This window comes from Candidatus Omnitrophota bacterium (assembly GCA_016209275.1).
Taxonomy (GTDB): Bacteria; Omnitrophota; Gorgyraeia; order Aquiviventales; family Aquiviventaceae; genus JACQWM01.
In genome coordinates, this window is the sequence record JACQWM010000003.1 from 1 (window position 1) to 24,475 (window position 24,475).

Here is a 24,475-nt window from a genome sequence, read left to right on the forward strand (position 1 = left end):
CGGACAACCCACGTTCTCGTGTACTGGCAGTGTGGGCATCGGTGCCGCCGGGTCATGCCTCCATGATACTAAACTAGGTGGCTGGAACACGACTTTACCCTTGGTTATTTCTACATGATCCCTCGAAATCTTGATGAGCGATATATGAGGCAAGCGCTTCGGTTGGCGCGACGAGGGATTGGGCGCACATCACCGAATCCGATGGTGGGGGCTGTGCTTGTCAAGCACGGACGAGTCATTGGAACGGGGTATCATCAGCGAGCCGGCCGGCCGCATGCGGAAGCCAACGCGCTCCGCGCTGCAGGATCGCGAGCGCGCGGCGCGACCCTCTACGTGACGCTTGAGCCCTGCCAGCACACCGGCCGCACCCCGCCGTGCTGCGAGGCGATTCTCGCTGCCGGCATCCGCCGCGTGGTCGTGGCGTCGAAGGATCCGAATCCCATCACTCGCGGCCGGGGCCTCGCATACTTGCGCCGCGCAGGGATCGCGCTCACCATAGGGCTGCTGGCAGAAGACGCGCGGCGGCTCAACGCGCCCTTTGAGAAAGCCATGACCGAAGGATTGCCGTTGGTCATCGCTAAAATTGGCCAAAGCCTTGATGGGAAAATCGCCACGACCGCCGGCGAATCGCAGTGGATCACCTCCGCGGCCTCCAGGCGCTTAGGCCATCGGCTGCGCGGCGAAGTCGATGCGGTGCTCCTCGGCATCACGACGGTGCTGCGTGATAATCCTCGGCTGACCGCTCGAGGCGTGCGGCGCCGGGCCGGCCGGCCGGTGCGCGTCATCGTCGATAGCTGCTTGCGGATTCCGCTGAATGCGCGATGCGTGCAGCAACTGACAATACAGCCGACCATTGTGGCGACGACGGTGCGATCGAATGCCAAGCGGCTCGCCTTGCGGCAGCGCGGCGTTGACGTCATCGCGTTTCCTGGATCGTCCCGCGTTCCGCTCCGCCGCCTCTTTCAGCAGTTGGCGCAGCGCGGAGTGCAGTCCCTCCTGATCGAGGGGGGTGGAGAAGTTTTGGCGAGTGCTCTGGCTGAACGAGTGGTGGATCGCGTCCTCATCTGCGTCGCACCGCTGATCATCGGCGGCCGTGAAGCCATCGGCGCGGTCGGGGGTCGCGGGATCCGGCGGCTGTCAGAAGCCATCCATCTTGATCAGATGGCCGTGCGTCGCGTGGGTCCTGATCTTTGCGTGGAAGGCCGCCTCGTGTATCCAAGATAGCTATCAGCGATCAGCTAAAATCATGTTTACAGGCATCGTTCAAGAAATTGGTACCGTGGTGAAGCGGCAAGCTTCACGCGGTGTAGTCCGTCTCACCATCCAAGCCCCCAAGACGGCGGCCAGGGTGCGGCCGCTGGAAAGTGTTGCGGTTAATGGCGCGTGCCTCAGCGTGGTGGCGGTCGCGCGCGGGGCGCTGGCGTTTGAGATGATTCCCGAAACGCAGCGCCTAACGACCTTAGGCGCGCTGCGTATCGGCGATCCGGTCAATCTTGAGCCGAGCCTATCGCTCACCGACCGGCTCAATGGCCACGTGGTCTTGGGGCATGTCGATGGCGTCGGCCGCGTCATCAAGCGGCAGCAGCGCCGGGGTGAGCTGGTGCTCACGATTCGCGTGGCACCCCCCCTTAGGCGGCTGCTGGTACCCAAGGGCCCTGTCACCGTCGATGGCGTAAGTCTGACTGTGGGACAGCGTCTGACAGCCTCGTCATGTGCCGTCCATCTGATTCCGGAAACCCTGCGCCGCACCACGTTGCGGTGCCGAGAAGTTGGCGATGTCGTCAATATAGAGCTAGACTATTTGGCGAAACTTGTTGCACAAGTGCTCGTATCCCGTCGGTAAACTTCGGGGCGTGCGACCGAGGCGGGGACCTTGACAGGGAAGGGCGGAGCGTGATAATCTTATAGTAGGAAATCCAAGAATTCAGGAGAAAAACAATGACCAGCAAAATTATTACCTCGCCAGTCGGCGCGAAAGCTCAGGTGACGTTGCCTAAAGTGGTGCGGGAGGCGTTGCACCTCAAGGCCCAGCATGATTTGGTGGGGTTTGTGATTCGGGGAGGCCGCGTGGCGCTGACCCGCATCGAGCCGGTGCCGTCAACCGATCCATTCACGGATGAGGAATGGAGGAAGATTGAGCGGCTTGCCGCTCAAGCGCCCGCCGCCATGTGTGAAAACGCGGCGGATTCCTTGAGCTACTTGAAACGCCATCTTGGCCGCCGTGGCTGATGCGGTATGACTATCAGCCGTCGTTCCTCGACGCCACCCGGAATCTTTCCAGGGCGCAAGCGACCAAGCTCCTGAGGGCGATTGAGAAATTCCAGCACGCCATAGAGGGTCGTCAGTGGCCGCAAGGCTTGGGGATCACGCATCTGCGGAACGACTATTTTGAATTTCGTGTGGACATCCACGTGCGCGTGATGTATCGCCGTGCCGGCGACCTCATCCAGTATGTCCTCTACGGCAGCCACGATCATGTCAGGCATTTCCTGAAAACCCGATAACAGGGAAAACGACCTTCGCGAGAGAGTTCTTGCCGCATGATGCCAAGTGCGAAAATTTCGTCAACGCCGATCTTATCGCTCAAGGCTTATCGCCGTTTTCTCCTGCAGCCGCCGGCATCAAAGCGGGTAGATTGCTGCTCAAGAGGATTGATATGCGCGCCAAAAAAGTGAGCGTCTCTGCCTTATCGTCCAAGGCCGAAAAGGCTCTAAGAAGCGCCGTTCGACAAGTTGTCAAAGAGCATCAGCGGACAGGGCAACCGATTGTCGTCTGGCGCTCAGGCAAAGTCGTGCGAATCCCTGCCGATCGCTTGGCACGTCAATAGCGTTGTGAAGAAAGGTTGATAGAAACACCGGGGCGTGCGCCCGAGCCCACGACGGTGGGCGATGGGCATCCCGAAGGCCATCAGGCCTGAGGGAGCTCAGTCCTGCTTCGCTCGTGGCCTTTCGGCCCGAGCTTCGCAGCGGCAAGCTTGGTAGTGCGAACATTCACAGAAGAGAGTAGTTGCTACGAAGCCGCCTCATGAAAATGGAGCGGCGAAGTAGAACGGGGCGTGGCTCAGCTTGGTAGAGCGTCTGGTTCGGGACCAGAAGGTCGCAGGTTCAAATCCTGCCGCCCCGATTCTTCTACGCTGCTCCACTGTCGTGGAGCAGCTTCGAAGCAATTCGGGCGAGCCGCTGCGAAGCCCGATAGGGCGAAGCAGGGCCGCCCTGACCAATCATGGCCCATGCGGTCGCTTGACATCGCTGGGCGAATGAATGTATACTCAATGTAGATACATCTGATCGGAGGAGGCCATGGACACGACGGTCCAGAAGTGGGGCAATAGCCTGGCGTTACGGATCCCCCAGTCCGTGGCGAGGGATATCCGTCTCCACCAGGGGTCGGTGGTAGACATTGTTCTCGTGGCGGGCAAGCTTGTGGTGAAACCCAGGCGGCAGCGGCACTATGCCTTATCGAAATTGCTCAAAGAGGTCACCAAGCGCAATCGTCATGCGGAGCTGGACTGGGGAGGGCAGGTCGGACAGGAAATGTGGTGATGTCCGACTCGTATTGTCCTAAGCGCGGCGAGATTGCCTGGCTGACATTTACTCCGCAAGCAGGGCATGAGCAGGCCGGCCATCGGCCCGCGCTCATCATCTCTCCGGAGGCCTACAATAAAAAGGTTGGGCTCGCACTCGTCTGTCCCATCACAAGCCAAGTGAAGGGGTACCCGTTCGAGGTCGCGATCCCTCAAGGATTCGCGGTGTCGGGTGTTGTCTTAGCCGACCAACTCAAGAGCGTGGACTGGAAGGCCAGAGGAGCTCGCTATTGCTGTACGGTGCCGGTAGCGACAGTTTCTGAAGTGTTGGCTAAATTAGCCGCCCTCATCGAGTCCTGATGAAAAAACGCGTCCACGTCTTTTACTCGGGCCGGGTGCAGGGGGTTGGGTTTCGCATGACCGCCGAGGAGATCGCCCGCCAATTCGGCGTGGTGGGCTGGGTGAAGAATCTGCGCGAAGGGCGCGTGGAGCTGATCGGCGAAGCCGAAGAGGACACCCTCAAGCAATTTCTCGAGGCCGTCCGCGCGAGCCCCATGAAGAACTTCATTCAGCAGGTCGACCTGACGTGGAGCAGCGCCTCTGAGACCTTTGACGATTTTGAGATCCGTTACTACTGACGGGCTGCCGAATGCGGTGCGCCGTCCTCTCCGACATCCATGGGAATCTTGAAGCGCTCACCGCGGCCATCACGGCGTGCGCGTCGCAGGGCGTTGAGCAGTACCTGTGTCTGGGCGATGTCGTCGGCTATGGGGCTGACCCCGTTGCGTGCTTGGCCCGTCTCGAGGCGCTCAAGGCGGTGGCGGTCGCCGGCAATCATGAAGCCGGCTGCATCGGCAAGCTGGAATTGAATTGGTTTACGCATTCGGCGCGCGCGGCGATTGAATGGACGCGCGATCAGTTAGGCTTCACCGAGCTTGATGCGCTGCGCCGGCTGCATTGGATCGAAACCGAGGAACCCTTCACCTTGGTGCATGCCAGCCTGCGGCATCCGGAGCGGTTTGCCTATCTGACGGATGTCGGGCAGATGATTGACACGCTGCATTTATGCAAAACGCTCATCTGCCTCGCGGGGCATACCCATGTGCCGTGCATCGTGGAGTATGATCTCGCCCAGCGGCGATTGCTGCGCGTGCTGACCGCAGCGGCGGAGCTCGCGGATGTCTCCTATGCCGATGAGGCGGCTACCCGCCGGTATTTCGTGAACCCGGGGAGTGTGGGACAACCCCGCGACGGCGATCCGCGCGCCGGCTTCGCCATCATCGATACGAGCCAACATCGCATCAGCATGCATCGCGTGGCGTATGACATCGCCTCCGCCCAGCAAAAGATCCGCCAGGCCGGCTTGCCGAGCTTTCTCGCTGATCGATTGGCGCTTGGCCGATGACCACGCCAACGGCATCGGTCAAGCATCGCATCGAACGGCTCCGAGAGGACATTCGCCGCCACGACTATCGGTACTATGTGCTGAACCAGCCGGAAGTGTCTGATGCTGAATATGACCAGCTCATGCGTCGACTGCAGGAGTTGGAGGCAAGCGCCCCCGCGCTGATCACGTTGGATTCGCCGACTCAGCGCGTCGGCGGGATTCCGGATGAGGCGTTTCGTCCGGTGCGCCATGGGACACCCATGCTCTCGCTGGATAATGCGTTCAGCGAAGAGGAGCTGCAGGCGTGGCATCAGCGCGTGATGAAAGGTTTGCCGAACGCAACACCGACCTACACGGTTGAGCCCAAGATCGATGGGGTGGGATTGGCGCTGACGTATGACCGCGGGCGGCTGATCCAAGCGGCCACGCGTGGCGACGGCGCAACCGGCGAGGATGTCACGGCCAATGCGAAGACGATTCGCGCGATCCCCTTGCGCTTGCAGGGTGTTCCGCCGAAGCGCCTGGAAGTCCGCGGCGAAGTCTATATGACGATCAACGCCTTCGAACGGCACAACGCCGCCGCGGCTCATCAGGCAGAGGAGACATTTGCGAATCCTCGCAACGCCGCGGCCGGCAGCCTCCGGCAAAAAGATCCGCGCATCACGGCCTGCCGGCCATTGCGCTTTTTCACCCACTCGTATGGCCGAGTCGAGGGGATGACGTTTCCCTCGCACTGGGAGTTTCTGCAACGTTGCAAGCGCTTCGGCCTGCCGATCACGGAGCAGGCGCGGACGTGCACGTCCTTTGACGAGGCCCTCATGCGCTGCCGCGATTTGGAGGCGCGCCGGGACCGTTTGGATTACGAAGCGGATGGAGCCGTCATCAAAGTGAATGAGCTCGCCTATCAAGAGCGGCTCGGCATGACGATGCGGTCGCCGCGCTGGGCGATGGCGTATAAATTTGCCGCGCAGCAAGCCACCACCCACGTGCTCGACATCGTGCCGTCGGTCGGCCGCACCGGCACGATCACGCCGGTGGCGTCGCTGAAGCCCGTCTCGTGCGCCGGCGTGACGATTTCGAGCGCCACGCTGCACAACTATGATGAGATCAAGCGGCTCGGGGTGAAGATTGGCGATTCGGTGGTGATTCAGCGCGCCGGCGATGTGATCCCCAAAATCATCACGGTGATGGAGAGCAAGCGCACCGGCCAGGAGCGCAGCGTGCGCCCCCCGAAGCGCTGTCCGGATTGCGGCGGCGCGGTGGCGAAAGAAAAAGAGGATGAGGTCGCCTATCGCTGCATCAATCCGTTGTGCCCGACACAGCTCGTGCGTTCGGTGCTGCATTTTGGGTCGCGTGCGGCGATGGATATTGAGGGCATGGGCGATGTGATCGTGGAGCAGCTCGTCGAACAACAGATGGTTCATGATGCGGCGGAGGTGTACCATCTGACGAAAGCGCAGCTGCTGGCACTGCCGTTGTTCGCGGAGCGGAAAGCCGACAAATTGCTCGAGGCGATTCGCATCAGCAAAACGCGCGGCTTCACAAGGCTGCTCTACGGGTTAGGCATCCGTCATATCGGTGAGCGCGGTGCCAGGGATCTGGCCCAGCACTTTGGGTCCATGGCCAAGCTGATGGTTGCGGATAAGGAAGCGCTGGAGCAGATTTCCGGCGTGGGCCCGATCGTGGCCGAGGCGATTGTGGCATGGTTCCGTCAGCCGCAGGCCAAGCGCTTGATCAGCAAACTTGACGCGGCGGGGGTCACGATGACCGAAACGGTCAACACCGGGCCCAGACCGCTTGCGCAACAGACCTTCGTGTTGACCGGAGAGCTGTCCAGCCTGACGCGCTCGCAGGCGGCCGAGCGGGTGCGCAAGCTCGGCGGCGCGGTCTCCTCGAGTGTCAGCCGGCAGACGACCTACGTCGTCACTGGCGCCTCCCCCGGCTCGAAATTGACCAAGGCGAAAGCGCTTGGTGTTCGCATCCTTGATGAGGCGCAATTCCTCAAGCTGATCGGAGAGACATCATGAGAGCGCGCACCGTGGCCGGAACGATGTTGCTATCTGCTATCTGCTATCTGCTATCTGCTGGATTGGTCGGATGCGAATCGCTCCAGAAGAAGCTCACGCGCAAGTCCAAGCGCGCACCCGCTTCCCCCACGCCGATCATCAACTTTCTCGACTACTCGCGCGCGATGACGCCGCTGGATCGGTACCGCAAGCATGCCCTCATGTTCGATTACTGGAACGATCAAGTGCTGCAGGCACTCGCCAGCCCGCCGATCAACCCGAAGCGGTATAAGCACGCTTCCGCCGAGGCGCTCAACGAATTGAACACGATGCAGACCCTGGTCGCCGAAGATGTCGCCGCTCGTTTGGCCCCGATGATTGAAGAGCGCACGGCGATGAACCATGAGCTGCAGCATTACGTGGGGGAGATGAATTCTGCGCAGGCCTCCGCCATTCACCGGCGCATCGATGCGCAGACCCGCCAGATCCAGCGAAGTTTTTCCTGGCGCGATGTGCAGGATCAACTGAAGCCGTGATGAAGCAGCAGATTGAAGAGTATCTCTCGTACCTGGAGCTGGAGCGGGGCTTAAGCCGCACCACGCGCGAGAGCTACGCCCAGGATCTTCAGCGCTTCGAGCGATTTCTGCAGGAGCGGAAGATCAGCGCCTTCACGCGCGTCCAGCCGCTGGACGTGCGGGAATTTTTGCAGGCGATTCGGGCCACCCGCAGCCCGGCAACCGTCGCCAGGAAACTTGCCGCCGTCAAAGGGCTGTTTCGATATCTTGAAGGCCAGCGGGTGATCACGCGCAATCCCACGGCCTTTATCGAAACCCCGCGGTTGTGGCACCGCCTTCCCACGACGCTGCGGCTTGAGGAAATCGAGCGGATGCTGGCCAGCATCAGCGCGGAGGGCTTAGGCATCCGCGATCTGGCGATGCTTGAGCTGCTCTACGGCGCTGGCCTGCGCGTCTCCGAGCTCGTTTCGCTAGATCTTATGCACTACAATGCCGATGGAGGATTCTTGCGCTGCATCGGCAAGGGCAATAAAGAGCGCCTGGTGCCTTTGGGCAAGCACGCCGCGTCAGCGCTCGCGCACTATCTCTCGGCTGAGCGCTCCGCGTTGGTCAAGCGCCGACCCGAGACGTTAGCACTCTTCGTGAATCGCCGAGGCGATCGTCTGACACGGCAGCGCATTTGGCAGCTCTTGCGCCGCTACGCCGCGGCCGGTCTGATCGAGAAAACGGTCGGCCCGCACACGCTGCGCCATTCCTTTGCCACGCATCTCTTAGAGCGGGGCGCTGATCTGCGCGTCGTCCAGGAGCTCTTGGGCCACGCGAACATCAGCACCACGCAGCGCTACACGCATGTGGATCGGGCTCGCTTGAAAGCGGTGCATGAGCAGTATCATCCGAGACCGTAAATGCAGCAAATAGCAGATAGCCGATAGCAACGATGGCAGCCTGTATTCCGAGAGCGATCGCTCCTCTCTTACGGCGGATAGGCGTGATCGCTGAGGAGCATGGAATGAAGGCGTATGCGGTTGGAGGATGCGTCAGAGATTGGATGCTTGGTATTACGCAGACGCCCGATCTTGATGTCGCCGTCGAAGGCGATAGCCTTGCATTAGCTCGCGCTATCGCTGCAGAGCTTGGGGGGGATGTGACGGCTGTGCATGAGCAGTTTCGAACGGCGACTATCACCCTTGAGCCTTCAGCCTTGAGCCTTGAGCGCCATCTAGATATCGCCATGTGCCGCAAAGAAACGTATGCGCGTCCGGCGGCCTATCCAACGGTCGCGCCGGGGGCGCTGAAGGATGATTTGCGCCGACGGGATTTTACGATCAATGCTATGGCGGTCGCGTTGGCTCCAGCGCAGTTTGGCCGGCTCATCGACCCGTTTCACGGCGCGCGCGATCTGCGCCGGCGGCAGCTGCGCATCTTGCATCCGCGCAGTTTTCTGGATGATCCCAGCCGCATCCTCCGGGGCATTCGGTTTGCCCACCGCTTTCATCTGCGGTGGGAGGCCTCGACGGCCCGCGCGCTTCGGCGCGCCGTGCAAGCCGGCGCCATCGGATGGCTGAATGCCGGGCGTCTCAGGAAAGAGCTTGACCTGATGACGCGCGAAGGGGAGCGCCCATGAACGACACCAGGACCCAGCGATTAGCGGATCAGTTGCAGCAGGAAATCGCCATGATCATCCACCGGGAGCTCAAAGACCCCGACGTGGGGTTCGTCACGATTACGCGGGTTGACTTGTCAAAGGATCTGAGCCATGCCAAAGTCTTTTTCAGCTGCCTGGGCAGCGAGCAGGACCTCGCAGAATCGCAGGACGCGCTGAATCGTTCGGTCAGATTCGTGCGCGGGCTGATCAGAAAACGCTTTCGTCTGAAAGTGATTCCGGCTTTGGTGTTTTGTTATGATGAATCGATCGCCGGCTCCATCGCGATCGGCAAGAAACTCGATGATCTCCGAACAACCAACACCCGTGACCACGTGGCCCAGTGACCACGTGGCCCAGGCTCCCGCCCACTCGGCCACTCGGCCACCCGGCCACGTCGAGGGGTTGTTGCTCGTCGATAAACCGCGGGGGATGACGTCGCATGACGTCGTGGCCCTGGTGCGGCGCAAGCTTGGGATCACGCGCATCGGCCATACCGGCACGCTGGATCCGATGGCGGAGGGGCTGCTGATACTGCTCATCGGGCGCGCCACCGCGCATCAACAGGCATTTCAGGGGCACGACAAATCCTACGAGGCGGTCGTGAGCCTCGGAGTCCAAACCGATACCGGCGACGCCGACGGCCGCCCTGTGCGGAGGGCACCCGTCCCGCCATTCGATCGCGCGCACGTGGCACGGCTGTTGTCGTCAATGGAAGGCCAGCAGACCCAGACGCCGCCGGCCTATAGCGCGGTCAAGGTGCGCGGCCGCCCGGCGTACTGGTGGGCGAGGCGCGAACAGCCGGTCACGCTCTCGGCGCGATCCGTGCATATCGCGCGCCTGACGCTGATGGACTGCGCGCCCCAGGCCCTGACGGTGCACGCGACCTGTTCGGCCGGCACGTACATCCGCGCGCTGGCGGAGACGATCGCGGAACGGCTCGGCACGGTTGGGCATCTCACAAGCCTAAGGCGCACGCGGATCGACGCCTGGTCGCTGGATGCGGCGAAATCGTTGTCCTGGATCCGCGCCGCGTCCTCTAACGAGATCATACAGGAACTCCGAGCAACGAGTCACCATTGACCAATGCCGACGCGCATCTTCAGGGGATGGCGTGCGCTGCGAGGACTACCGAGGCGCACGGTCGTCACCATCGGTGTCTTCGATGGCGTGCACCTTGCCCACCAGCGGTTGATTCGAGCCACCGTGCGCCTTGCCAAGCGCCTTCAGGCCGCCAGCGTCATCATCACCTTTGATCCTGATCCGCATCACGTCCTCGATCCTCAGCATGCCCCGCCGTCGCTGATGTCGCCTTCCGCGCGTCTTCAGGCGCTCGCGGCCTTAGGCGTTGACGTGATTTGGGTGATACCCTTCAGCCGTTCCTTCGCCCGCCTGTCGGCGAAAGCGTTCACGGAGCGCTTCGTGTTCCGCCGGCTGCGCGCGGCGGCGGTCATACTCGGCGAAGGATTCGTCTTTGGCCGGAATCGACAGGGCACGATGGACACGCTTCGGCAGCTCGCCAGGCAGTGTTCGGTGCGCGTGATCGCGGTGGCGCACGTGCGGCGCCAGGGGGCGGTCGTCTCCAGCTCGCGCATTCGGCGGCTGATCGCGCGCGGTTCGATTTCCGCCGCGCGATCCTTGCTGGGCCGCCCCCCCTCGCTTGAAGGCGTGGTGATCCGGGGCGCCGGGCGCGGCGCATGGCTGGGATTTCCGACGGCCAATATCCGCCTGATCCCCCAAGCGGTTCCTCCTCATGGGGTCTATGCGGTGATGCTTGAAGATCTGCGTCGCCACCGTCGCTGGAAAGGGGTGACCCCACCCCCTGTTGCTATTCGCCGCAGGCGAATCGCTTCATTGAAGCGATGGCCGCTCTGCGGCCATGCAGCAGGGGGTGGGGTGATGAACTTCGGCGTCCGCCCCACCTTTGGCGGCGGGCCAGCCGTGTGCGAGGTCCATCTGTTTCGCGACCCAGGCCGCCTGCTGGGCCGCCGTGTGATCGTTTGGCTCATCGCGCCGCTTCGGCGAGAGCAGCGCTTTCCCTCTGTGGAGGCGCTCCAGCGGCAGATGCGGCACGATCGCGCCCGCGCCCAACGCCTCCTGGCTCGGCTCCACTAAGTCCTTTGCATTTCCCGTAGAATTCCTTATTTTCCCATAAGATTTTGTGGCTTTTTATCTTGACAACGCGTGGGGCAAACAGGTATAGTTTGTGCATTCTTGTGGATGAAAGTGGAAGAAAGTGGTAAATTCGTTGCAGACCAGCAGGCGATGCAATGCTGTACGGCGAATACGAACATACGGTCGACCGGAAAGGCCGCGTCATCATTCCTTCCAAATTCCGCCAAGCCCTCACGCAGCACGACGTGAAGACGCTGTTTCTCACGCGCGGGCTCGATGGGTGTCTGTTTCTGTTTCCCGAGGCCGAATGGCGCCTGGCCGAGAACCGTTTCAAGCAGATCCCGTTTACAAAAGCCGAAGGGCGGAAATTCAATCGCCTCTTCTTTTCCGGAGCGGCCGAGGTCGCCGTGGATGGCTTAGGCCGCATCTTGATTCCTAAAGCGCTCAAGGAATTCGCCCAGATCAAGACGGATGTCGTTATCGTGGGCGTTTCCAGCCGGATGGAGATTTGGGCGAAAGAGAAGTGGCAGGCGTTTTATGACAGCTCGCGGCAAAGTTTTGAAGAGGTCGCCGAGCGCGTCATGCTGGACTAGCCGTGAACCGATGGTTGAAGTTGCTGATGTGGTGGCAATGAGCGGGGAGACGCGATGGCATCAGCCGGTGATGACGCGGGAAGTCCTCGAGTTGCTCGCTCCGCGCCCAGGGGCGACCTTTGTGGATGCGACGGTGGGCGGCGGCGGCCATAGCCTCAGCCTGCTGCCGCATCTGCTGCCGAGCGGGCGCGTGATCGCCGTGGATCGCGACCCCCACGCGCTGGAGATCGCGAAAAAACGTTTGATTGAATTCGAGCCTCATGTGACATTCGTCCACGACAATTACCGCCATCTCGCCGCGGGGCTCCGCGCGCTGCATGTCCCCTCCGTCGATGGCATCGTGCTCGATCTGGGCATGTCCAGCCTGCAAGTCGACACGGCTGAGCGCGGGTTTAGTTTTCTGCAGGACGGCCCGCTCGATATGCGCATGGATCCCACGCAGGAGATCACGGCGGCCGCCATCGTCGGCGAATCCAGCATGGAGGAGCTCGCCACGCTGTTTGCGACCCTCGGGGAAGAGCGGTTTGCCAGGCCGATCGCCCGGCGGATCGTCGAGGCGCGGCGGGCGCAGCCGTTCACCACGACCATGCAACTGGCCGAGATGATCCGCCAGGCCGTGCCGCCGCGCGCGCGATACGGCCGCCTGCATCCCGCCACCCGCGTTTTTCAGGCCTTGCGCATGGCCGTCAATGATGAGCTCGGAGCGCTCGAAGCCCTCCTGGCGGATCTCCCGGGGCTGCTGGCGCCCGGCGGCCGCGCGGTCGTGCTGACATTCCATTCGCTGGAAGATCGCCTGGTGAAGCGCGCGTTTCTCGCGGGAAGCGCGCAGGGGCTCTGGAGGATCCTGACGAAAAAACCGTTGCGGCCCTCGGAAGACGAGGTGGAGCGCAATCCGCGCGCCCGCTCGGCCAAAGTGCGCGGCGTGCAGCGCCGGGACGGGCGCTAAGATGCCGCTGGCTCGATGGGTGGTGTTCGTGGCACTCGCCGTGGGGATCAGCATGCTGATCACCGCGCAGCGCATGGCGGTGTTCATGGAAGGCTATCTCGTGGGGAAACGTCTGCAGCAGGTGCAGGAATACGAAACGCGGCTGAGCTGGTTGTCGCATCAAGTGATCGGCGAGGCCTCGCCGGCCAGCTTGGCTCGCGAGGCTCAGTCGCGGCAGCTGGCCTTGGTGGCGTGGTCATCGATCGATGAATTATCCACGGCCGATGATCCGCGGCAGATCGAGATGAGGGATGGCGCGGCCCACGAATGATCGCCTTATCGGCGTGTTGCTTATCGGGCTGGGCGTGTTTGCCGTCCTCTGGGTCCGCTGCTTCTGGCTGCAGGTGGCGGGGGCGGGCCGGTACGCAGCCGCTGCTGATGCCCAGCACTACGCCACGCAACGCCTGCGGGCGGCGCGCGGCACCATTTATGATCGCGACCAGCGGTCCTTGGCGATGACCGTGCCCGTGCCCTCGGTGTTTGCCGATCCCGCGCTCGTGGAGGCCAAGCCGGCCATGGCGCGCCAACTGGCCGGCATCGTCCATCGCGATCCCCGGCAGATTGAGAGCCGGCTCAAGAAGGAGCGGCGGTTCGTGTGGATTGCGCGGCAGATGACCCCGGGAGTGAAACTCGCCCTCCTGCCGCTGCATCGCGAAGGGGTGGGGATTATCGAGGAGCCGAAGCGGTTTTATCCCCACGGGCGGCTCGCCGGGCATCTGATCGGATTTACCGATGTCGATCAGCGGGGGCTGGAAGGTTTGGAATTAGCGCTCAACGGGATGCTGCAAGGGCATGACGGGTGGCGCGCCACCCTCCGGGACGCCAAAGGCGATCTCTTGGTCGGCCCGTGGACCGCGGAAACGGCGCCGATCGACGGCCATGATCTCGTGCTGACGATCGACAGCGTGGTGCAGCAGGTGGCGGAAGACACCCTCGAGTGGGGGATGCATAAATACCACGCCAAGGGCGGATCGATCGTGGCCATGGATCCGCACACCGGCGCGATCCTGGCTCTGGCGAATGCGCCCTCCTATGACCCGAATGCTCCGGGCGGTTCATCGGCGGAGCGCCGCCGCAACCGCGCGGTGACGGATCTCTTCGAGCCGGGCAGCACGTTTAAGGTCGTGACAGCAGCGGCCCTGCTGGATCTTGGCCGCATCACGCCGGAGGAGCCGATTTTCTGCGAAAACGGCGCCTACCCGGCGGTGGGGCGTCACGTGCTGCATGATCATACCCCGCACGGCACGCTCGCCTTCCGCGATGTCATCAAGTACTCCTCGAATATCGGCACCGTCAAAGCCGCGCAGCGCCTCACACCGGAGGAGCTCTACCGCTACATCCAAGCCTTCGGCTTCGGCCGTAAGACCGGCGTTGAAGTGCCGGGCGAAGTCAGCGGCCTGGCGCCCGCGCCCGCGCGCTGGTCGAAGATGTCGTCCTACAACATCCCGATGGGGCAGGGCGTGGCGGCCACCCCCATGCAGCTGGCCGTCATGGTATCCGTCATCGCCAACGGCGGCAGCCGCGTTCGCCCCCATGTGATTGACCGCGTGGTCGCAGCAGACGGCCGCGTGATCCGCTCGCATGCGTCTGCGGCCGCACCGCGGGTGATCCGTCCAGAAACCGCCGCAACACTTCAACAGATACTCGTCGAAGCAGTGGCGTCAGGCACCGGCCAGCTGGCAACCGTCCAGGGCCTCGTAACGGCCGGTAAGACCGGGACGGCTCAAAAACTTGAGCCGGACGGCCGTTATTCCCACAGTCGGTTCGTTGCCTCCTTCGTCGGCTTTGGGCCGGTGCCTGACCCACGCTTCGTGATCGCGATCTGCATGGATGAGCCGCGGCCGGTGTATTTCGGCGGCGTGGTCTCAGCGCCGATGTTTAAGCGCATGGTGGAGCACTTAGCGAGTTATTGGGAGCTGCCTCGGCGAGCGATCGCGAGAAGTCCGTAACGAAGGCACTTGGCGCATGCACTTACGTGAGCTGTTGCAGGATATCACCACGGAACCCGTGGCCGATGTCACGGTCTCGGGCATCGCGTGCCATTCGAAGCAGGTCCGTTCGGGCGACGTGTTTGTCGCGATGGAAGGCGCGGTTGCGGATGGCCATGCCTTCCTCCACGAAGCGGCCAGCCGTGGAGCGGCGGCCATCGTCGTGCAGCGGAGGCCTGCGCCTGCCGCTCCACGCCCCCCAGCAGGATCAGGACCTCCTCCGGCGGCGTGCCCGGTGATCGTCGTGCCGGATACGCGCTCGGCCGCCGTGGCCATGGCCGCGCGGTTTTACGGCCACCCCTTGCGCAAGCTGCGCCTCATCGGCGTGACCGGCACCAACGGCAAAACGACCACCACCTTCCTCCTGCAAACGATTCTGGAAGCCGCCGGGCAGCGAGCCGGGCTGCTGGGCACCATTGCGTATCACATCGGCCGCCGCGTGCTTCCGTCGACGAATACGACGCCGGGCCCGCTGGAGCTGCAGCGCTATTTCGCGCAGATGGTCGGGCAGGGGCTGTCGTGGTGCGCGATGGAAGTCTCCTCCCACGCGCTGGCCCAGGGCCGCATCGAGGGGTTGGAGTTCGAGGCCGCCATTTTCTCCAACCTCGGCTCCGATCATTTGGACTATCACAAGACGCGTGAAGCGTACGCGGCGGCGAAGCGGCGGCTGTTTGATCATCTCAAGCCATCGGGATACGCCGTCGTCAATATGGATGATGAGTACGGCCGCATCCTCAGCGAATCCTTGCCGCATCGTCCGCTGTTGACCTACGGGGTGGAGCAGCCGGCGAAAGTCACCGTGGATCGGCTCCAATGTTCCTGGCAGGGCCTGGAGCTGATGCTGCGAACGCCGTGGGGCGTCGTGCCGGTGACGACACCGCTGCTGGGGCGGCATAACGCCTCGAATATTGCCGCGGCGGCCGCGGCCTTGCTCCCGCTGGGGATTTCGCCGGGTGCGATTCGCGAAGGATTGGCCGGGATCAGGCAAGTGCCGGGGCGCCTCGAGCGCGTGCCGAATGATGCGGGCGTCCACGTGCTCATCGACTACGCGCATACCGCCGATGCCCTGCGGCTCGCCCTCCTGTCGCTGCGGGAGCTGACGCGCGGCCGCGTGATCGTCGTCTTCGGCTGCGGGGGCAATCGCGACCACACCAAACGGCCGGTCATGGGGCAGGCGGCCAGCCGGCTGGCTGACGTCGTCCTCCTCACCTCGGATAATCCGCGCGGGGAAGAGCCGCTCGACATCATTCGTCAGATCCAGGCGGGGTTTCCGCCGGGCTTTACCCAATCGGAAACCATCGCGGATCGCGAGCAGGCGATTCTCGCCGCCTTGGGGCTGGCGCGCCGCGATGACGCCGTGTTAATCGCCGGCAAAGGGCATGAGGCGTATCAGACATTCGATCACGTTTCCGTGCCGTTTTCCGATCGCGAAGTCGTGGAGCGTTGGTTCTCTTCGCGCCATGCGGTGGCGGTGGGATGATGTGGACGATCGAAGAGTTATTGGAAGCCACCCACGGCCGCCTGCTGCGGGGCGATCGGGCGCGCCAGGTCAGCGGGATCAGCATTGATTCCCGGCGCATCGCCGCTGGCGAGGCCTTCGTGGCCATCAAAGGCCTGCGCTTCGACGGGCATGCGTTTGTCGAAGCGGCCGCCCACCGGGGAGCCTCCTGCGTGATCGTCTCGCGGGAGCTGATCCCCACGAACGGCTCGGCGGCCCTGCCGGCCATTCTCGTGGGAGACACCACGAAAGCGCTCGGAGATCTCGCGCGGTTTCATCGGCAGCGCGTGAATCCGCTGGTCATCGCCGTGACCGGCTCCTGCGGCAAGACCACGACGAAAGAATTGATCGCCCATGTGGTCGGAGCGTCTGAGGAGGTGCTCAAAACCTTCGGCACGCAGAACAACCACATCGGCGTCCCCCTGACCCTGCTGCGGTTGACACCCGCCCACCGCTACGCCGTGGTGGAAGTAGGCTCCAACCATCCGGGAGAAATTGCGTATCTCGCCTCGATGGTCCAGCCGGATGCGGCCGTCGTCACCAATGTCGGTCCAGTGCATTTGGAATTCTTGGGATCGCTGGAGGGCGTGCGCCAAGAAAAACTGTCGCTCTTGCGAGCTCTGCCGCCGGACGGCTCGGCCGTGTTGCCCGGCGATCAAATGGATATCGGATTCGAGGCGCCGAAATATCTGCATGCGATGGTGCGGCGCGTCTTCTTCGGCACCACCGATCGCTGCGACATTCAAGCCTTTGATGTGCAGCGCGCCGATGCCGGCATGCTCCTTCGGCTGCGCGATCAGTTCACCCAATGGACAATTCCGCTCATCGGCTTCCACAATGTGGAAAATACGCTGGCCGCGATCGCCTGCGCGTGGGCGGTGGGCGTGCCGCTATCGTTGATTCGCGACCGGCTCATGACCGCAGCGCCCATTCCGCTGCGCTCGGAAGTGTTGCGCTGCAACGGCCTGACCATCTTGAATGATTGTTATAACGCCAATCCGCTCTCCATGGCGCGCGCCTTGGAAACCTTGCGGGACCTTCAGGCGAGCCGCAAGGTCGCCGTCGTGGGCGATATGTTGGAGCTCGGGGACTATGCGCCGTCGGCGCATCAGGCCATCGGCCGGCTGGCGATCCAACTGGGCATCGATGCGGTGATTGCCGTCGGGCAGCACGCGGAATCCGTGGCAGAAGGCGTGCGGGAGTCCCGTCCTGAGGCGGCCGCCACGTATCAGACCGTCGAAGAGCTCCTGACACAGCTGCCGGGATTGCTTCAGCAGGGCGATGGCTTGCTGGTGAAAGGCTCGCGGCGCTTGCAGTTGGAGCAAGTCACGGATTTTCTGTTGAAGCGATATGCTCGACAACCGGATCGCGCCACTGCGTGAGGCGGCGCTGGTCTTCGTGGCCAGCGCGGGAGGCTGCATGATCGCAGGGCGTCTGATCATTCCTGCGCTCATCCGCGCGCAGCGCCTCGCCCCCCTCCGCTACGGAGATTGCCCGCCGCTGTTGGCCTATCAGCAAACTAAGCCGCAGGTGCCCACGATGGGAGGGCTCATCGTGCTCGGCGTCGCCGTGGCCGCAGCGCTGGCCGCGGGCGCTGGCGGGGCGTGGCTGGTGCTGGTGCCAACGCTGGGGATCGGGGCCATCGGCCTCGCGGATGATCTCTTAAAGTTTCGCGGACCCAATGGCCGCGGGCTTCGCAGTCTGCCCAAGCTGCTGCTCAGTGGCGTGGTCGCCATCGCCGTGGGCGTGGTGACGGCGGCCCCCACGGCCGGGATGATGGCGAACGCCCTCTGGATCCTGTTTGTGATGCTGGTCATCGCCGGCGCCTCCCATGCGGTGAATCTCACGGATGGCATGGATGGGCTGGCGGTCGGGTGCTTGGCCATGGCGTTTGCCGCCTTCGGCGTGCTGACGCTGCTGCCGGGCTCGGCGCATCCAGCGCTCGCTGTCTGGTGCGCGAGCTTTTCGGGCGCGTGCGTGGGATTTTTGTGGTTCAACAGTTTCCCGGCGTCGGTGTTTCTCGGCGACGTGGGGGCGATGGGATTGGGAGCCGCCCTCGGGACGATCGGCGTCGTCAGCGGCCGCCCCTGGTGGCTGGCGATCGTCGGTGGCGTCTTTGTCGCGGAGGCCGTTTCGGTGATGCTGCAAGTCGGATCCTATAAATGGCGGAACAAGAAGCGCGTGTTCCGCGTCGCCCCGCTGCACCATCACGTGCATCTGGGGGGGTGGCCTGAGCCGAAAGTGATCGCCCGCTTTTGGATCGCGGGGTTGCTGCTGGCCGCGCTGGGGCTGGCCCAGGTGGCGCGGTGATGACGATGACCATGGAACCTGAGATGGCTGCCGGGTTGTGCGATCGTTTCGGCCGCTCATGGAGCGGGCGGCGCGTGACCGTCGCGGGGCTGGGCAAAAGCGGCGCGGCGGCGGCTGAATGGCTCTGCCGGCTGGGATGCCGCGTGGCCGTCACGGAATCCGGCGACACGCCGCAGCTGCGCGCCTCGGCTGAGCGGCTGCTAGCACTCGGCGTCCTCGATGTGGAGCTGGGCGGGCATACCGCGCGATCTCTCGATGAGGCGGAGCTGCTCGTGGCGAGCCCGGGCGTGCCTGAAACGCATGGGCCGATTGCATGGGCGAGGGCGCGGCAACGTCCGGTCATGAGCGAAATTGATCTGGCGTTTCATTTTTGTCCCTCCCCGGTGGTGGCCGTGACCGGGACGAATGGCAAAAGCACCGCCACCACGCTGATCGCCGAGGCGCTCCGGGCCAGCGGGCGTGAGGCGATCGCCTGCGGCAATCTTGGCACGCCGTTTTCCTCCGTGATCAGCCGGCTGACCCCGGCGGTGACCGCGGTGGTTGAGGTCAGCTCCTTTCAGCTGCTGGGCTGCGAGCAGTTTCGCCCCCGCATCGGGGTGCTGCTGAATATCGGCGCCAATCATTTGGATCGGCACCGCGATCCGGAGGCGTATCTTGCGGCGAAGATGCGGCTGTTCCAGCGGCAGGACGCGACGGACTGGGCCGTGCTCAACGGCCGCGACCCCCGCGTGGTGTCAGCCGCAGACCGTTGCGGTGCCAAGCGCGTGTGGTTCGGCGAGAATCGCGGCAACCCTCCGCCGCTGTCCCTGGCCGAGGAAACGCGGCGCATGTTGTCGGAGAACGCGCAGGCGGTGCTGCAGGTTACGCGCCTCCTCGGTATTGCCGATCCGCTGGCCTGGCAGGTGCTGCGCGAGTTTCGCGGCCTCGAGCACCGGATGGAGCATGTGGCGAGCCTCGGCGGGATCGATTTCGTGAACGACTCCAAGTCCACGTCGCCCGAGAGCTTGCTCTTTGCGTTGGAGGAGGTGCGCGGCGATGTCGTGGTGATTCTTGGGGGGCGCAATAAAGGATTGGATTTTGCCCCGCTGTCGGCTCCGCTGCGGCAGGCGCGCGTCAAGGGCCTGGTGTTGATCGGAGAATCGCGCCCGCGGCTGCGCGAGCTGCTGCAGGGTGTGCCAGCGCTCAGCGAAGCCGACACGCTGGAGCAAGCCGTCGTGGCCGCGGCCGTGCAAGCACGGCCCGGGACGACCGTGTTGTTTTCACCAGCGTGTGCCAGCTTCGACATGTTCCATAACTTCGAGGATCGCGGACATTCGTTCAAGACGATCGTGCATCACTTGGCTGAGGGGCGGTCGTCATGACTCCGAAGACATTGCGTCAGCTGATGCTCGTGATCATCACGATCCTCTTAGGGATCGGCCTGATGGCGGTCTATTCGGCGAGCGCGGTGATGGCCGAAACGACGTACGGCAATAGCCTGCGGTTTGCGCTGCATCATGTCTTCTCCATCGTCATCGGGGCGCTGCTGGGCATCGCGTGTTTGATGGTGCCGTATGAGGCGCTGCGCCGCTCTGGACGCTGGTTGATGGGGCTGAGCCTCGTCCTCCTCGTGCTCGTGGACGTCGTCGGCCAGGAGATCGGGGGGGCCAGCCGATGGTTTCGGATCGGCGGTTTCAGCTTTCAGCCGTCGGAGCTGGCGAAGATTTCGCTCATTCTCTATCTGGCGGATCTGCTCGCGCGCAAGGCGGGCATGATGCACGAGTGGTGGCGCGGTGTGGCGCCCGCGCTCATCGCCACCGGGCTGACGGCCGGCCTCGTCCTGATCCAGCCTGATTTGGGGACGACAATGACGATGGGGGCGGTCACGCTGCTGCTGCTGGTGGTCGCGCGCGCGCGCTGGCGGCACCTCGCCGGCGTGGCGATCTTCGCTGCGGCCGCCCTGGTCATCCTGATCGCCGGCGCCGAATACCGCCGGCGGCGGATCATGATGTTTCTTGATCCGTGGGCTGATCCGCTGGGCAGCGGCTATCAGATTCTCCAGTCCTATTGTTCCTTGGCCGGCGGCGGGCTCTTCGGCACGGGCCTCGGCGGATCGCTGCAAAAATTATTTTTCCTGCCGAGCGCGCACACGGATTTCATTTTTGCTATCATTGGGGAAGAATTGGGATTCATTGGCACCACAAGCATCTTGCTGCTGTTTGCGCTATTTGTGACGTGCGGTTTTCGGATTGCGATTGCCTCACACGATTTGTTTAGCAAATACCTTGTCTGCGGCCTGGTGGGGATGATCGGGTTGCAGGCGATGGTCAACATCGCGGTAGTGACAGGCCTGATTCCGACCAAAGGCCTGCCGCTACCGCTGATTTCGTTTGGCGGCAGCTCCATGGTCATGAATGTGGTGGCCTGCGCCTTGATCTTTCAAGCGAGCCGCCAAGGAGAACGATGTGGTGAAAGCGCTCTTGGTCGCTGACGGCAGCGGCGGACACCTCAGTCCCGCGCTGGAAGTGGCGGCCTACCTTGCGCGGGAGGGCGCAGTGCCGCAGGTGTGGTACGCGCAGCGTCCGCACGCGCGCGCCATGCTCGCCGGTGTCTGCGACGCCTGGCCTTCGTCCGTCGAGATCGCTCCCATCCCCGTCGCGCCCTCCCGCCTGATCGGGCGCTTGTGGCAATGCGGGCAGTTGTGGCACAAAGCCCACCGGTGGTTCGACGCGTGCGATCCGGATGTGGTCGTCGGCTTCGGGGGATGGGTGTCCGCCCCCGTGCTGGCGGCCGCGAAGTCGCGCCGGATCGCCTGCCTGCTGCATGAGCAGAACGTCGTCATGGGCCGCGCCAACCGGTGGCTCGCTCCATGGGTGGATCGCATTACGCTCTCGTTTCCCGAAACCCAACCCGGCCTCGCTGGCCGTCCGACGATCATCACCGGGCTGCCGATTCGCGGATCCATCGGCCACCTCGCCAGTGCCGCCACGAGGGAACGCTTCGGATTCGACGCGCAGCGGCCGACGGTGCTCGTCCTCGGCGGCAGCCAAGGGGCGTCGGCGATCAACCGTCTGATGATGGCCGCCTTGCCGCTCCTCTCGCCCAGGGAGCGTTCGACCTGGCAGGTGATCCATCTCGCAGGCGCCGCGGATGCGCCGGACGTTGAGGCCGCGTATCACGACGCACAGGTATCCGCTTGGGTCGCCCCGTTTCTGTCCGACATGGCCGCCGCCTACGCGGTGGCCGATCTCGCCATCGGCCGAGCAGGGGCGTGCACGATCGGCGAATTGGCGCGATGCGGCACGCCCGCCATTCTGATCCCCTATCCGTATGCGGGGAGGCATCAGCGCGCCAACGCCGCGCTCGTGGAAACCGTCGGGGGCGGCCTGATGATCGAACAGGCCGAGGCGACACCGGAGCGCCTGCTGGCTGCGGCGCGCCGCCTGCTCTCCGATGAGCGCTTGCGCGCCGTCATGGGAGGCCACATGCGATCCTTGGATAGCGGCGATGCCACGCAGCGCCTCGGCAGCGCGATTCTCGACCTGGCGGATCGCCGAACCAAGCACCCATCATGATCTTGCCTGAGCAAGCCGTGCGCATTGCCCCAGGGACGCGGCTGCATTTTCTCGGCATCGGCGGCATCGGCATGAGCGGCTTGGCCTCGATCTATCAGGAGCGCGGCTGCCAGATTTCCGGCTGCGACGCGAAGGTCAACGCCTCGGCGCATCGGCTGCGGCAGCGCGGGGCGATCATTTCCGCCGGGCATCATCCCGCGCACCTCCATGAGGGCGCGCAGGTGGTGGTCTATAGTTCAGCGGTGGCCGCCGAGGAGCCGGAGCTCGTGGAGGCGCGCGCGCGGGGCCTGCGCACCATCAGCCGCGGCGAGTTGCTCGCGGCCCTCGCGATGGAGCATCGGCTCATCGGGGTGGCCGGCGCGCACGGCAAGACCACGACGTCGGGCATGGCCTCGCAGCTCCTCATCCATGCGGGATGGGATCCCACTGTGGTCGTCGGCGGCATCATGCTCTCCCTCGGCGCGAACGCCCGCAACGGGACGGGGGCGTATCTCGTGGCGGAAACCGATGAATCCGACGGTTCCTTCTTGCACCTGTTTCCGCACATCGCCATCATCACCAACATTGATCGGGAGCATCTGAATCACTATCAGAGTTTTGACACGCTCATCGCCGCGTTTCAGCAATATGCGCTGCAGCTGCGGGCCGGAGGCGCCTTGATTTGCTGCGCGGACGATCCCATCATCCGCGAGACCCTCAGCTATCCGTCGCAGCTCACCTACGGGTTCTCCTGCGGCGCTGATGTGACGGCTGAGCGGATCCGCTTCTTGGCGCACAGCAGCGCGTTTCGCGCCTCGTTCAAGGGCCGCGCGCTCGGCGCGTTCACGCTCTCGGTGCCCGGCCGCCACAATGTCCTCAATGCGCTGGCCGTCATCGCATTGGGATTGACGCTGGATCTGCCGATGCTGACCGTCCGCGAGGCCCTCGCCGGGTTTCAAGGCACGCGCCGCCGGTTCCAATTGCGGCGATTGCCCGGCGACATCTGGTTCGTGGAAGATTACGCCCATCATCCGTCGGAAATCCAGGCCACACTCGATGCCGATGCGATCAACGGCCGGCACCGGCTCGTGGTCTTTCAGCCGCACCGCTTCTCGCGCACCCAAGCCTTGGAGCGGGAATTTTCAAGCTGTTTCGATCGAGCCGACGGGGTCATCATCACCGACATCTACCCGGCCTTTGAAACGCCGATTCCTGGCATCTCCGGCGAGCGCCTCGCAACGCTGGTCCGCGACCGCGGGCACCCGCATGTGCGCTATGTGCCGAAACAGGAATTGTCATCCTTCGTGCAGCGCATCGCTCGGCCCGGGGATACGATTTTCTTCCTCGGAGCCGGCGATATCGGAGATCTCTGCCATGCCGTGGCCACACAGATGCGTTCGAGCGCGTGAGCCGCTCGCCGACCATACCAGTTTTCGCATCGGCGGGCCGGCCGAATGGTTCGCCGAGCCCTCCAGCCTTGATGAGCTCATCGGCGTGCTGCGCGAAGCGCGACGTGCCGGCCTGCCGATGTCCATCGTCGGCGGAGGCACGAACACGCTGGCGGCGGATCGAGGGGCCCGCGGGCTGGTCGTGCACCTCGGGCGCGGCTTTCGCACGCTTGAAGACTGCAGCGATCCCGAGGAGCCCGAGGCGCGCGTGGCCTGCGGCGCAGCGCTCCTCACGCAGCGGCTGGTGTATCTGGCGACCGTCCACGGGTGGGGCGAGCTGGAGCGGCTGGCCGGATTGCCTGGGCAATTGGGCGGGGCCGTCGCCATGAATGCGCAGGAGATCGGCCGGTTCGTGCGCCGCATCCACTTCGTGACGTTTGACGGAGCCCTCCGCGAGCTGACCGGCGAGCAGCTCCAGTTCCGCTATCGGTACGCCGCGCTGGAGCCGGGCATTGTCACGCGGCTTGAGCTGGCGTTTCCCAAGGTGCCGCCGGCCGACGCCTATGAGCGGATTCGCCAGGCGCTGGCCTATCGGAATTCCACCCAGGAGTTTCGCCTGCCCTCGGCAGGCTGCGCGTTCAAAAATCCTCCTGGGGTCGGGGCCGGCCGCTTGATTGATCAGGCGGGCCTGAAAGGGGCTCGGATCGGCGATGCGCAGGTCTCGCTGCGCCATGCCAACTTTATCGTCAATATCGGGCGGGCGACGTGCGATGACGTGCTCTCGCTCATGGAGCATGTGCAGCGCCGCGTCCATCGAGTCTTTGGCGTGACCCTTGAGCCGGAAGTGCGCATGATCGGCGAGAAACTGTAGCAATGCAAATTCCAAGCACCAAATCCCAAATTCCAAGCAAATCCCAAATCCAAAATCCCAAATTCCAAACGGTTTGGTGCTTGGGATTTGGAGCTTGGTGCTTGCTTGGTGCTTGGGATTT

Annotated in this window: 27 protein-coding genes, 1 tRNA gene and 1 pseudogene; all 29 read left to right on the forward strand. The window is 63.7% G+C overall.

Annotated features, from left to right (window positions below; genetic code table 11):
• Positions 1 to 114: 114 nt before the first annotated feature.
• Positions 115 to 1,224, forward strand: a complete 1,110-nt coding sequence (ribD, locus tag HY737_00270) for a bifunctional diaminohydroxyphosphoribosylaminopyrimidine deaminase/5-amino-6-(5-phosphoribosylamino)uracil reductase RibD (protein ID MBI4596820.1) — start codon at positions 115 to 117, stop codon at positions 1,222 to 1,224.
• A 22-nt stretch (positions 1,225 to 1,246) separates the two neighbouring features.
• Positions 1,247 to 1,843, forward strand: a complete 597-nt coding sequence (locus tag HY737_00275; protein ID MBI4596821.1) for a riboflavin synthase — start codon at positions 1,247 to 1,249, stop codon at positions 1,841 to 1,843.
• Positions 1,844 to 1,938: 95 nt separating this feature from the next.
• The gene (locus HY737_00280; GenBank protein ID MBI4596822.1) at positions 1,939 to 2,229 is read left to right on the forward strand and encodes an AbrB/MazE/SpoVT family DNA-binding domain-containing protein; all 291 of its coding nucleotides are present in this window, start codon (positions 1,939 to 1,941) and stop codon (positions 2,227 to 2,229) included.
• Entirely contained in the window at positions 2,229 to 2,504 is a 276-nt protein-coding gene (locus tag HY737_00285) for a hypothetical protein (GenBank protein ID MBI4596823.1), read from the forward strand. The genes HY737_00280 and HY737_00285 overlap by 1 nt, the downstream gene beginning before the upstream one ends.
• Positions 2,501 to 2,644 (forward strand): annotated as a pseudogene (locus tag HY737_00290) (Zeta toxin family protein). Before HY737_00285 ends, HY737_00290 begins: the two are co-directional and overlap by 4 nt.
• A 405-nt stretch (positions 2,645 to 3,049) precedes the next feature.
• Positions 3,050 to 3,123 (forward strand) — tRNA-Pro (locus tag HY737_00295).
• Positions 3,124 to 3,299: 176 nt separating this feature from the next.
• Entirely contained in the window at positions 3,300 to 3,542 is a 243-nt protein-coding gene (locus HY737_00300; GenBank protein ID MBI4596824.1) for an AbrB/MazE/SpoVT family DNA-binding domain-containing protein, read from the forward strand.
• Complete coding sequence (gene mazF / locus HY737_00305) at positions 3,542 to 3,883, forward strand: endoribonuclease MazF (GenBank protein MBI4596825.1); 342 nt, start codon at positions 3,542 to 3,544, stop codon at positions 3,881 to 3,883. Before HY737_00300 ends, mazF begins: the two co-directional genes overlap by 1 nt.
• Positions 3,880 to 4,161, forward strand: a complete 282-nt coding sequence (locus HY737_00310; GenBank protein MBI4596826.1) for an acylphosphatase — start codon at positions 3,880 to 3,882, stop codon at positions 4,159 to 4,161. Before mazF ends, HY737_00310 begins: the two co-directional genes overlap by 4 nt.
• Positions 4,162 to 4,172: 11 nt before the next feature.
• The gene (locus HY737_00315) at positions 4,173 to 4,928 is read left to right on the forward strand and encodes a metallophosphoesterase family protein (GenBank protein MBI4596827.1); all 756 of its coding nucleotides are present in this window, start codon (positions 4,173 to 4,175) and stop codon (positions 4,926 to 4,928) included.
• Complete coding sequence (gene ligA / locus HY737_00320; GenBank protein MBI4596828.1) at positions 4,925 to 6,937, forward strand: NAD-dependent DNA ligase LigA; 2,013 nt, start codon at positions 4,925 to 4,927, stop codon at positions 6,935 to 6,937. The genes HY737_00315 and ligA overlap by 4 nt, the downstream gene beginning before the upstream one ends.
• Positions 6,934 to 7,452, forward strand: coding sequence for a hypothetical protein (locus HY737_00325; GenBank protein MBI4596829.1), 519 nt, complete (start codon positions 6,934 to 6,936; stop codon positions 7,450 to 7,452). Before ligA ends, HY737_00325 begins: the two co-directional genes overlap by 4 nt.
• On the forward strand, positions 7,452 to 8,336 hold the full coding sequence (gene xerD, locus HY737_00330; GenBank protein MBI4596830.1) for a site-specific tyrosine recombinase XerD: 885 nt from the start codon (positions 7,452 to 7,454) through the stop codon (positions 8,334 to 8,336). Before HY737_00325 ends, xerD begins: the two co-directional genes overlap by 1 nt.
• Positions 8,337 to 8,440: 104 nt before the next feature.
• Positions 8,441 to 9,055, forward strand: a complete 615-nt coding sequence (locus HY737_00335; GenBank protein ID MBI4596831.1) for a CCA tRNA nucleotidyltransferase — start codon at positions 8,441 to 8,443, stop codon at positions 9,053 to 9,055.
• Entirely contained in the window at positions 9,052 to 9,420 is a 369-nt protein-coding gene (gene rbfA, locus HY737_00340; GenBank protein ID MBI4596832.1) for a 30S ribosome-binding factor RbfA, read from the forward strand. Before HY737_00335 ends, rbfA begins: the two co-directional genes overlap by 4 nt.
• Entirely contained in the window at positions 9,377 to 10,156 is a 780-nt protein-coding gene (gene truB, locus HY737_00345; protein MBI4596833.1) for a tRNA pseudouridine(55) synthase TruB, read from the forward strand. The genes rbfA and truB overlap by 44 nt, the downstream gene beginning before the upstream one ends.
• A gap of 3 nt (positions 10,157 to 10,159) precedes the next feature.
• Positions 10,160 to 11,188, forward strand: coding sequence for a bifunctional riboflavin kinase/FMN adenylyltransferase (locus tag HY737_00350; protein ID MBI4596834.1), 1,029 nt, complete (start codon positions 10,160 to 10,162; stop codon positions 11,186 to 11,188).
• 155 nt (positions 11,189 to 11,343) lie between these two features.
• Entirely contained in the window at positions 11,344 to 11,781 is a 438-nt protein-coding gene (mraZ, locus tag HY737_00355; GenBank protein MBI4596835.1) for a division/cell wall cluster transcriptional repressor MraZ, read from the forward strand.
• 37 nt (positions 11,782 to 11,818) lie between these two features.
• Positions 11,819 to 12,727: a 16S rRNA (cytosine(1402)-N(4))-methyltransferase RsmH gene (rsmH, locus tag HY737_00360; protein MBI4596836.1), complete on the forward strand. Its 909-nt coding sequence runs from the start codon at positions 11,819 to 11,821 to the stop codon at positions 12,725 to 12,727.
• A 1-nt stretch (position 12,728) separates the two neighbouring features.
• The gene (locus tag HY737_00365) at positions 12,729 to 13,037 is read left to right on the forward strand and encodes a hypothetical protein (GenBank protein ID MBI4596837.1); all 309 of its coding nucleotides are present in this window, start codon (positions 12,729 to 12,731) and stop codon (positions 13,035 to 13,037) included.
• Positions 13,018 to 14,715, forward strand: a complete 1,698-nt coding sequence (locus HY737_00370) for a penicillin-binding protein 2 (protein ID MBI4596838.1) — start codon at positions 13,018 to 13,020, stop codon at positions 14,713 to 14,715. The genes HY737_00365 and HY737_00370 overlap by 20 nt, the downstream gene beginning before the upstream one ends.
• A 16-nt stretch (positions 14,716 to 14,731) precedes the next feature.
• A complete protein-coding gene (locus tag HY737_00375) occupies positions 14,732 to 16,234 on the forward strand; it encodes a UDP-N-acetylmuramoyl-L-alanyl-D-glutamate--2,6-diaminopimelate ligase (GenBank protein ID MBI4596839.1) in 1,503 nt (500 codons plus the stop codon).
• Positions 16,231 to 17,634: a UDP-N-acetylmuramoyl-tripeptide--D-alanyl-D-alanine ligase gene (locus tag HY737_00380; protein ID MBI4596840.1), complete on the forward strand. Its 1,404-nt coding sequence runs from the start codon at positions 16,231 to 16,233 to the stop codon at positions 17,632 to 17,634. Before HY737_00375 ends, HY737_00380 begins: the two co-directional genes overlap by 4 nt.
• On the forward strand, positions 17,603 to 18,562 hold the full coding sequence (gene mraY, locus HY737_00385) for a phospho-N-acetylmuramoyl-pentapeptide-transferase (protein MBI4596841.1): 960 nt from the start codon (positions 17,603 to 17,605) through the stop codon (positions 18,560 to 18,562). Before HY737_00380 ends, mraY begins: the two co-directional genes overlap by 32 nt.
• The gene (murD, locus tag HY737_00390) at positions 18,562 to 19,923 is read left to right on the forward strand and encodes a UDP-N-acetylmuramoyl-L-alanine--D-glutamate ligase (protein MBI4596842.1); all 1,362 of its coding nucleotides are present in this window, start codon (positions 18,562 to 18,564) and stop codon (positions 19,921 to 19,923) included. Before mraY ends, murD begins: the two co-directional genes overlap by 1 nt.
• Positions 19,920 to 21,032, forward strand: coding sequence for a putative lipid II flippase FtsW (gene ftsW / locus HY737_00395; GenBank protein MBI4596843.1), 1,113 nt, complete (start codon positions 19,920 to 19,922; stop codon positions 21,030 to 21,032). Before murD ends, ftsW begins: the two co-directional genes overlap by 4 nt.
• Positions 21,010 to 22,116 carry a UDP-N-acetylglucosamine--N-acetylmuramyl-(pentapeptide) pyrophosphoryl-undecaprenol N-acetylglucosamine transferase gene (locus HY737_00400; protein ID MBI4596844.1) on the forward strand — a complete coding sequence of 369 codons (1,107 nt, stop codon included), beginning with the start codon at positions 21,010 to 21,012 and terminating at the stop codon, positions 22,114 to 22,116. The genes ftsW and HY737_00400 overlap by 23 nt, the downstream gene beginning before the upstream one ends.
• A complete protein-coding gene (gene murC, locus HY737_00405) occupies positions 22,113 to 23,504 on the forward strand; it encodes a UDP-N-acetylmuramate--L-alanine ligase (protein MBI4596845.1) in 1,392 nt (463 codons plus the stop codon). Before HY737_00400 ends, murC begins: the two co-directional genes overlap by 4 nt.
• Positions 23,470 to 24,354, forward strand: a complete 885-nt coding sequence (murB, locus tag HY737_00410; protein ID MBI4596846.1) for a UDP-N-acetylmuramate dehydrogenase — start codon at positions 23,470 to 23,472, stop codon at positions 24,352 to 24,354. The genes murC and murB overlap by 35 nt, the downstream gene beginning before the upstream one ends.
• The last annotated feature ends 121 nt before the right edge of the window (positions 24,355 to 24,475 follow it).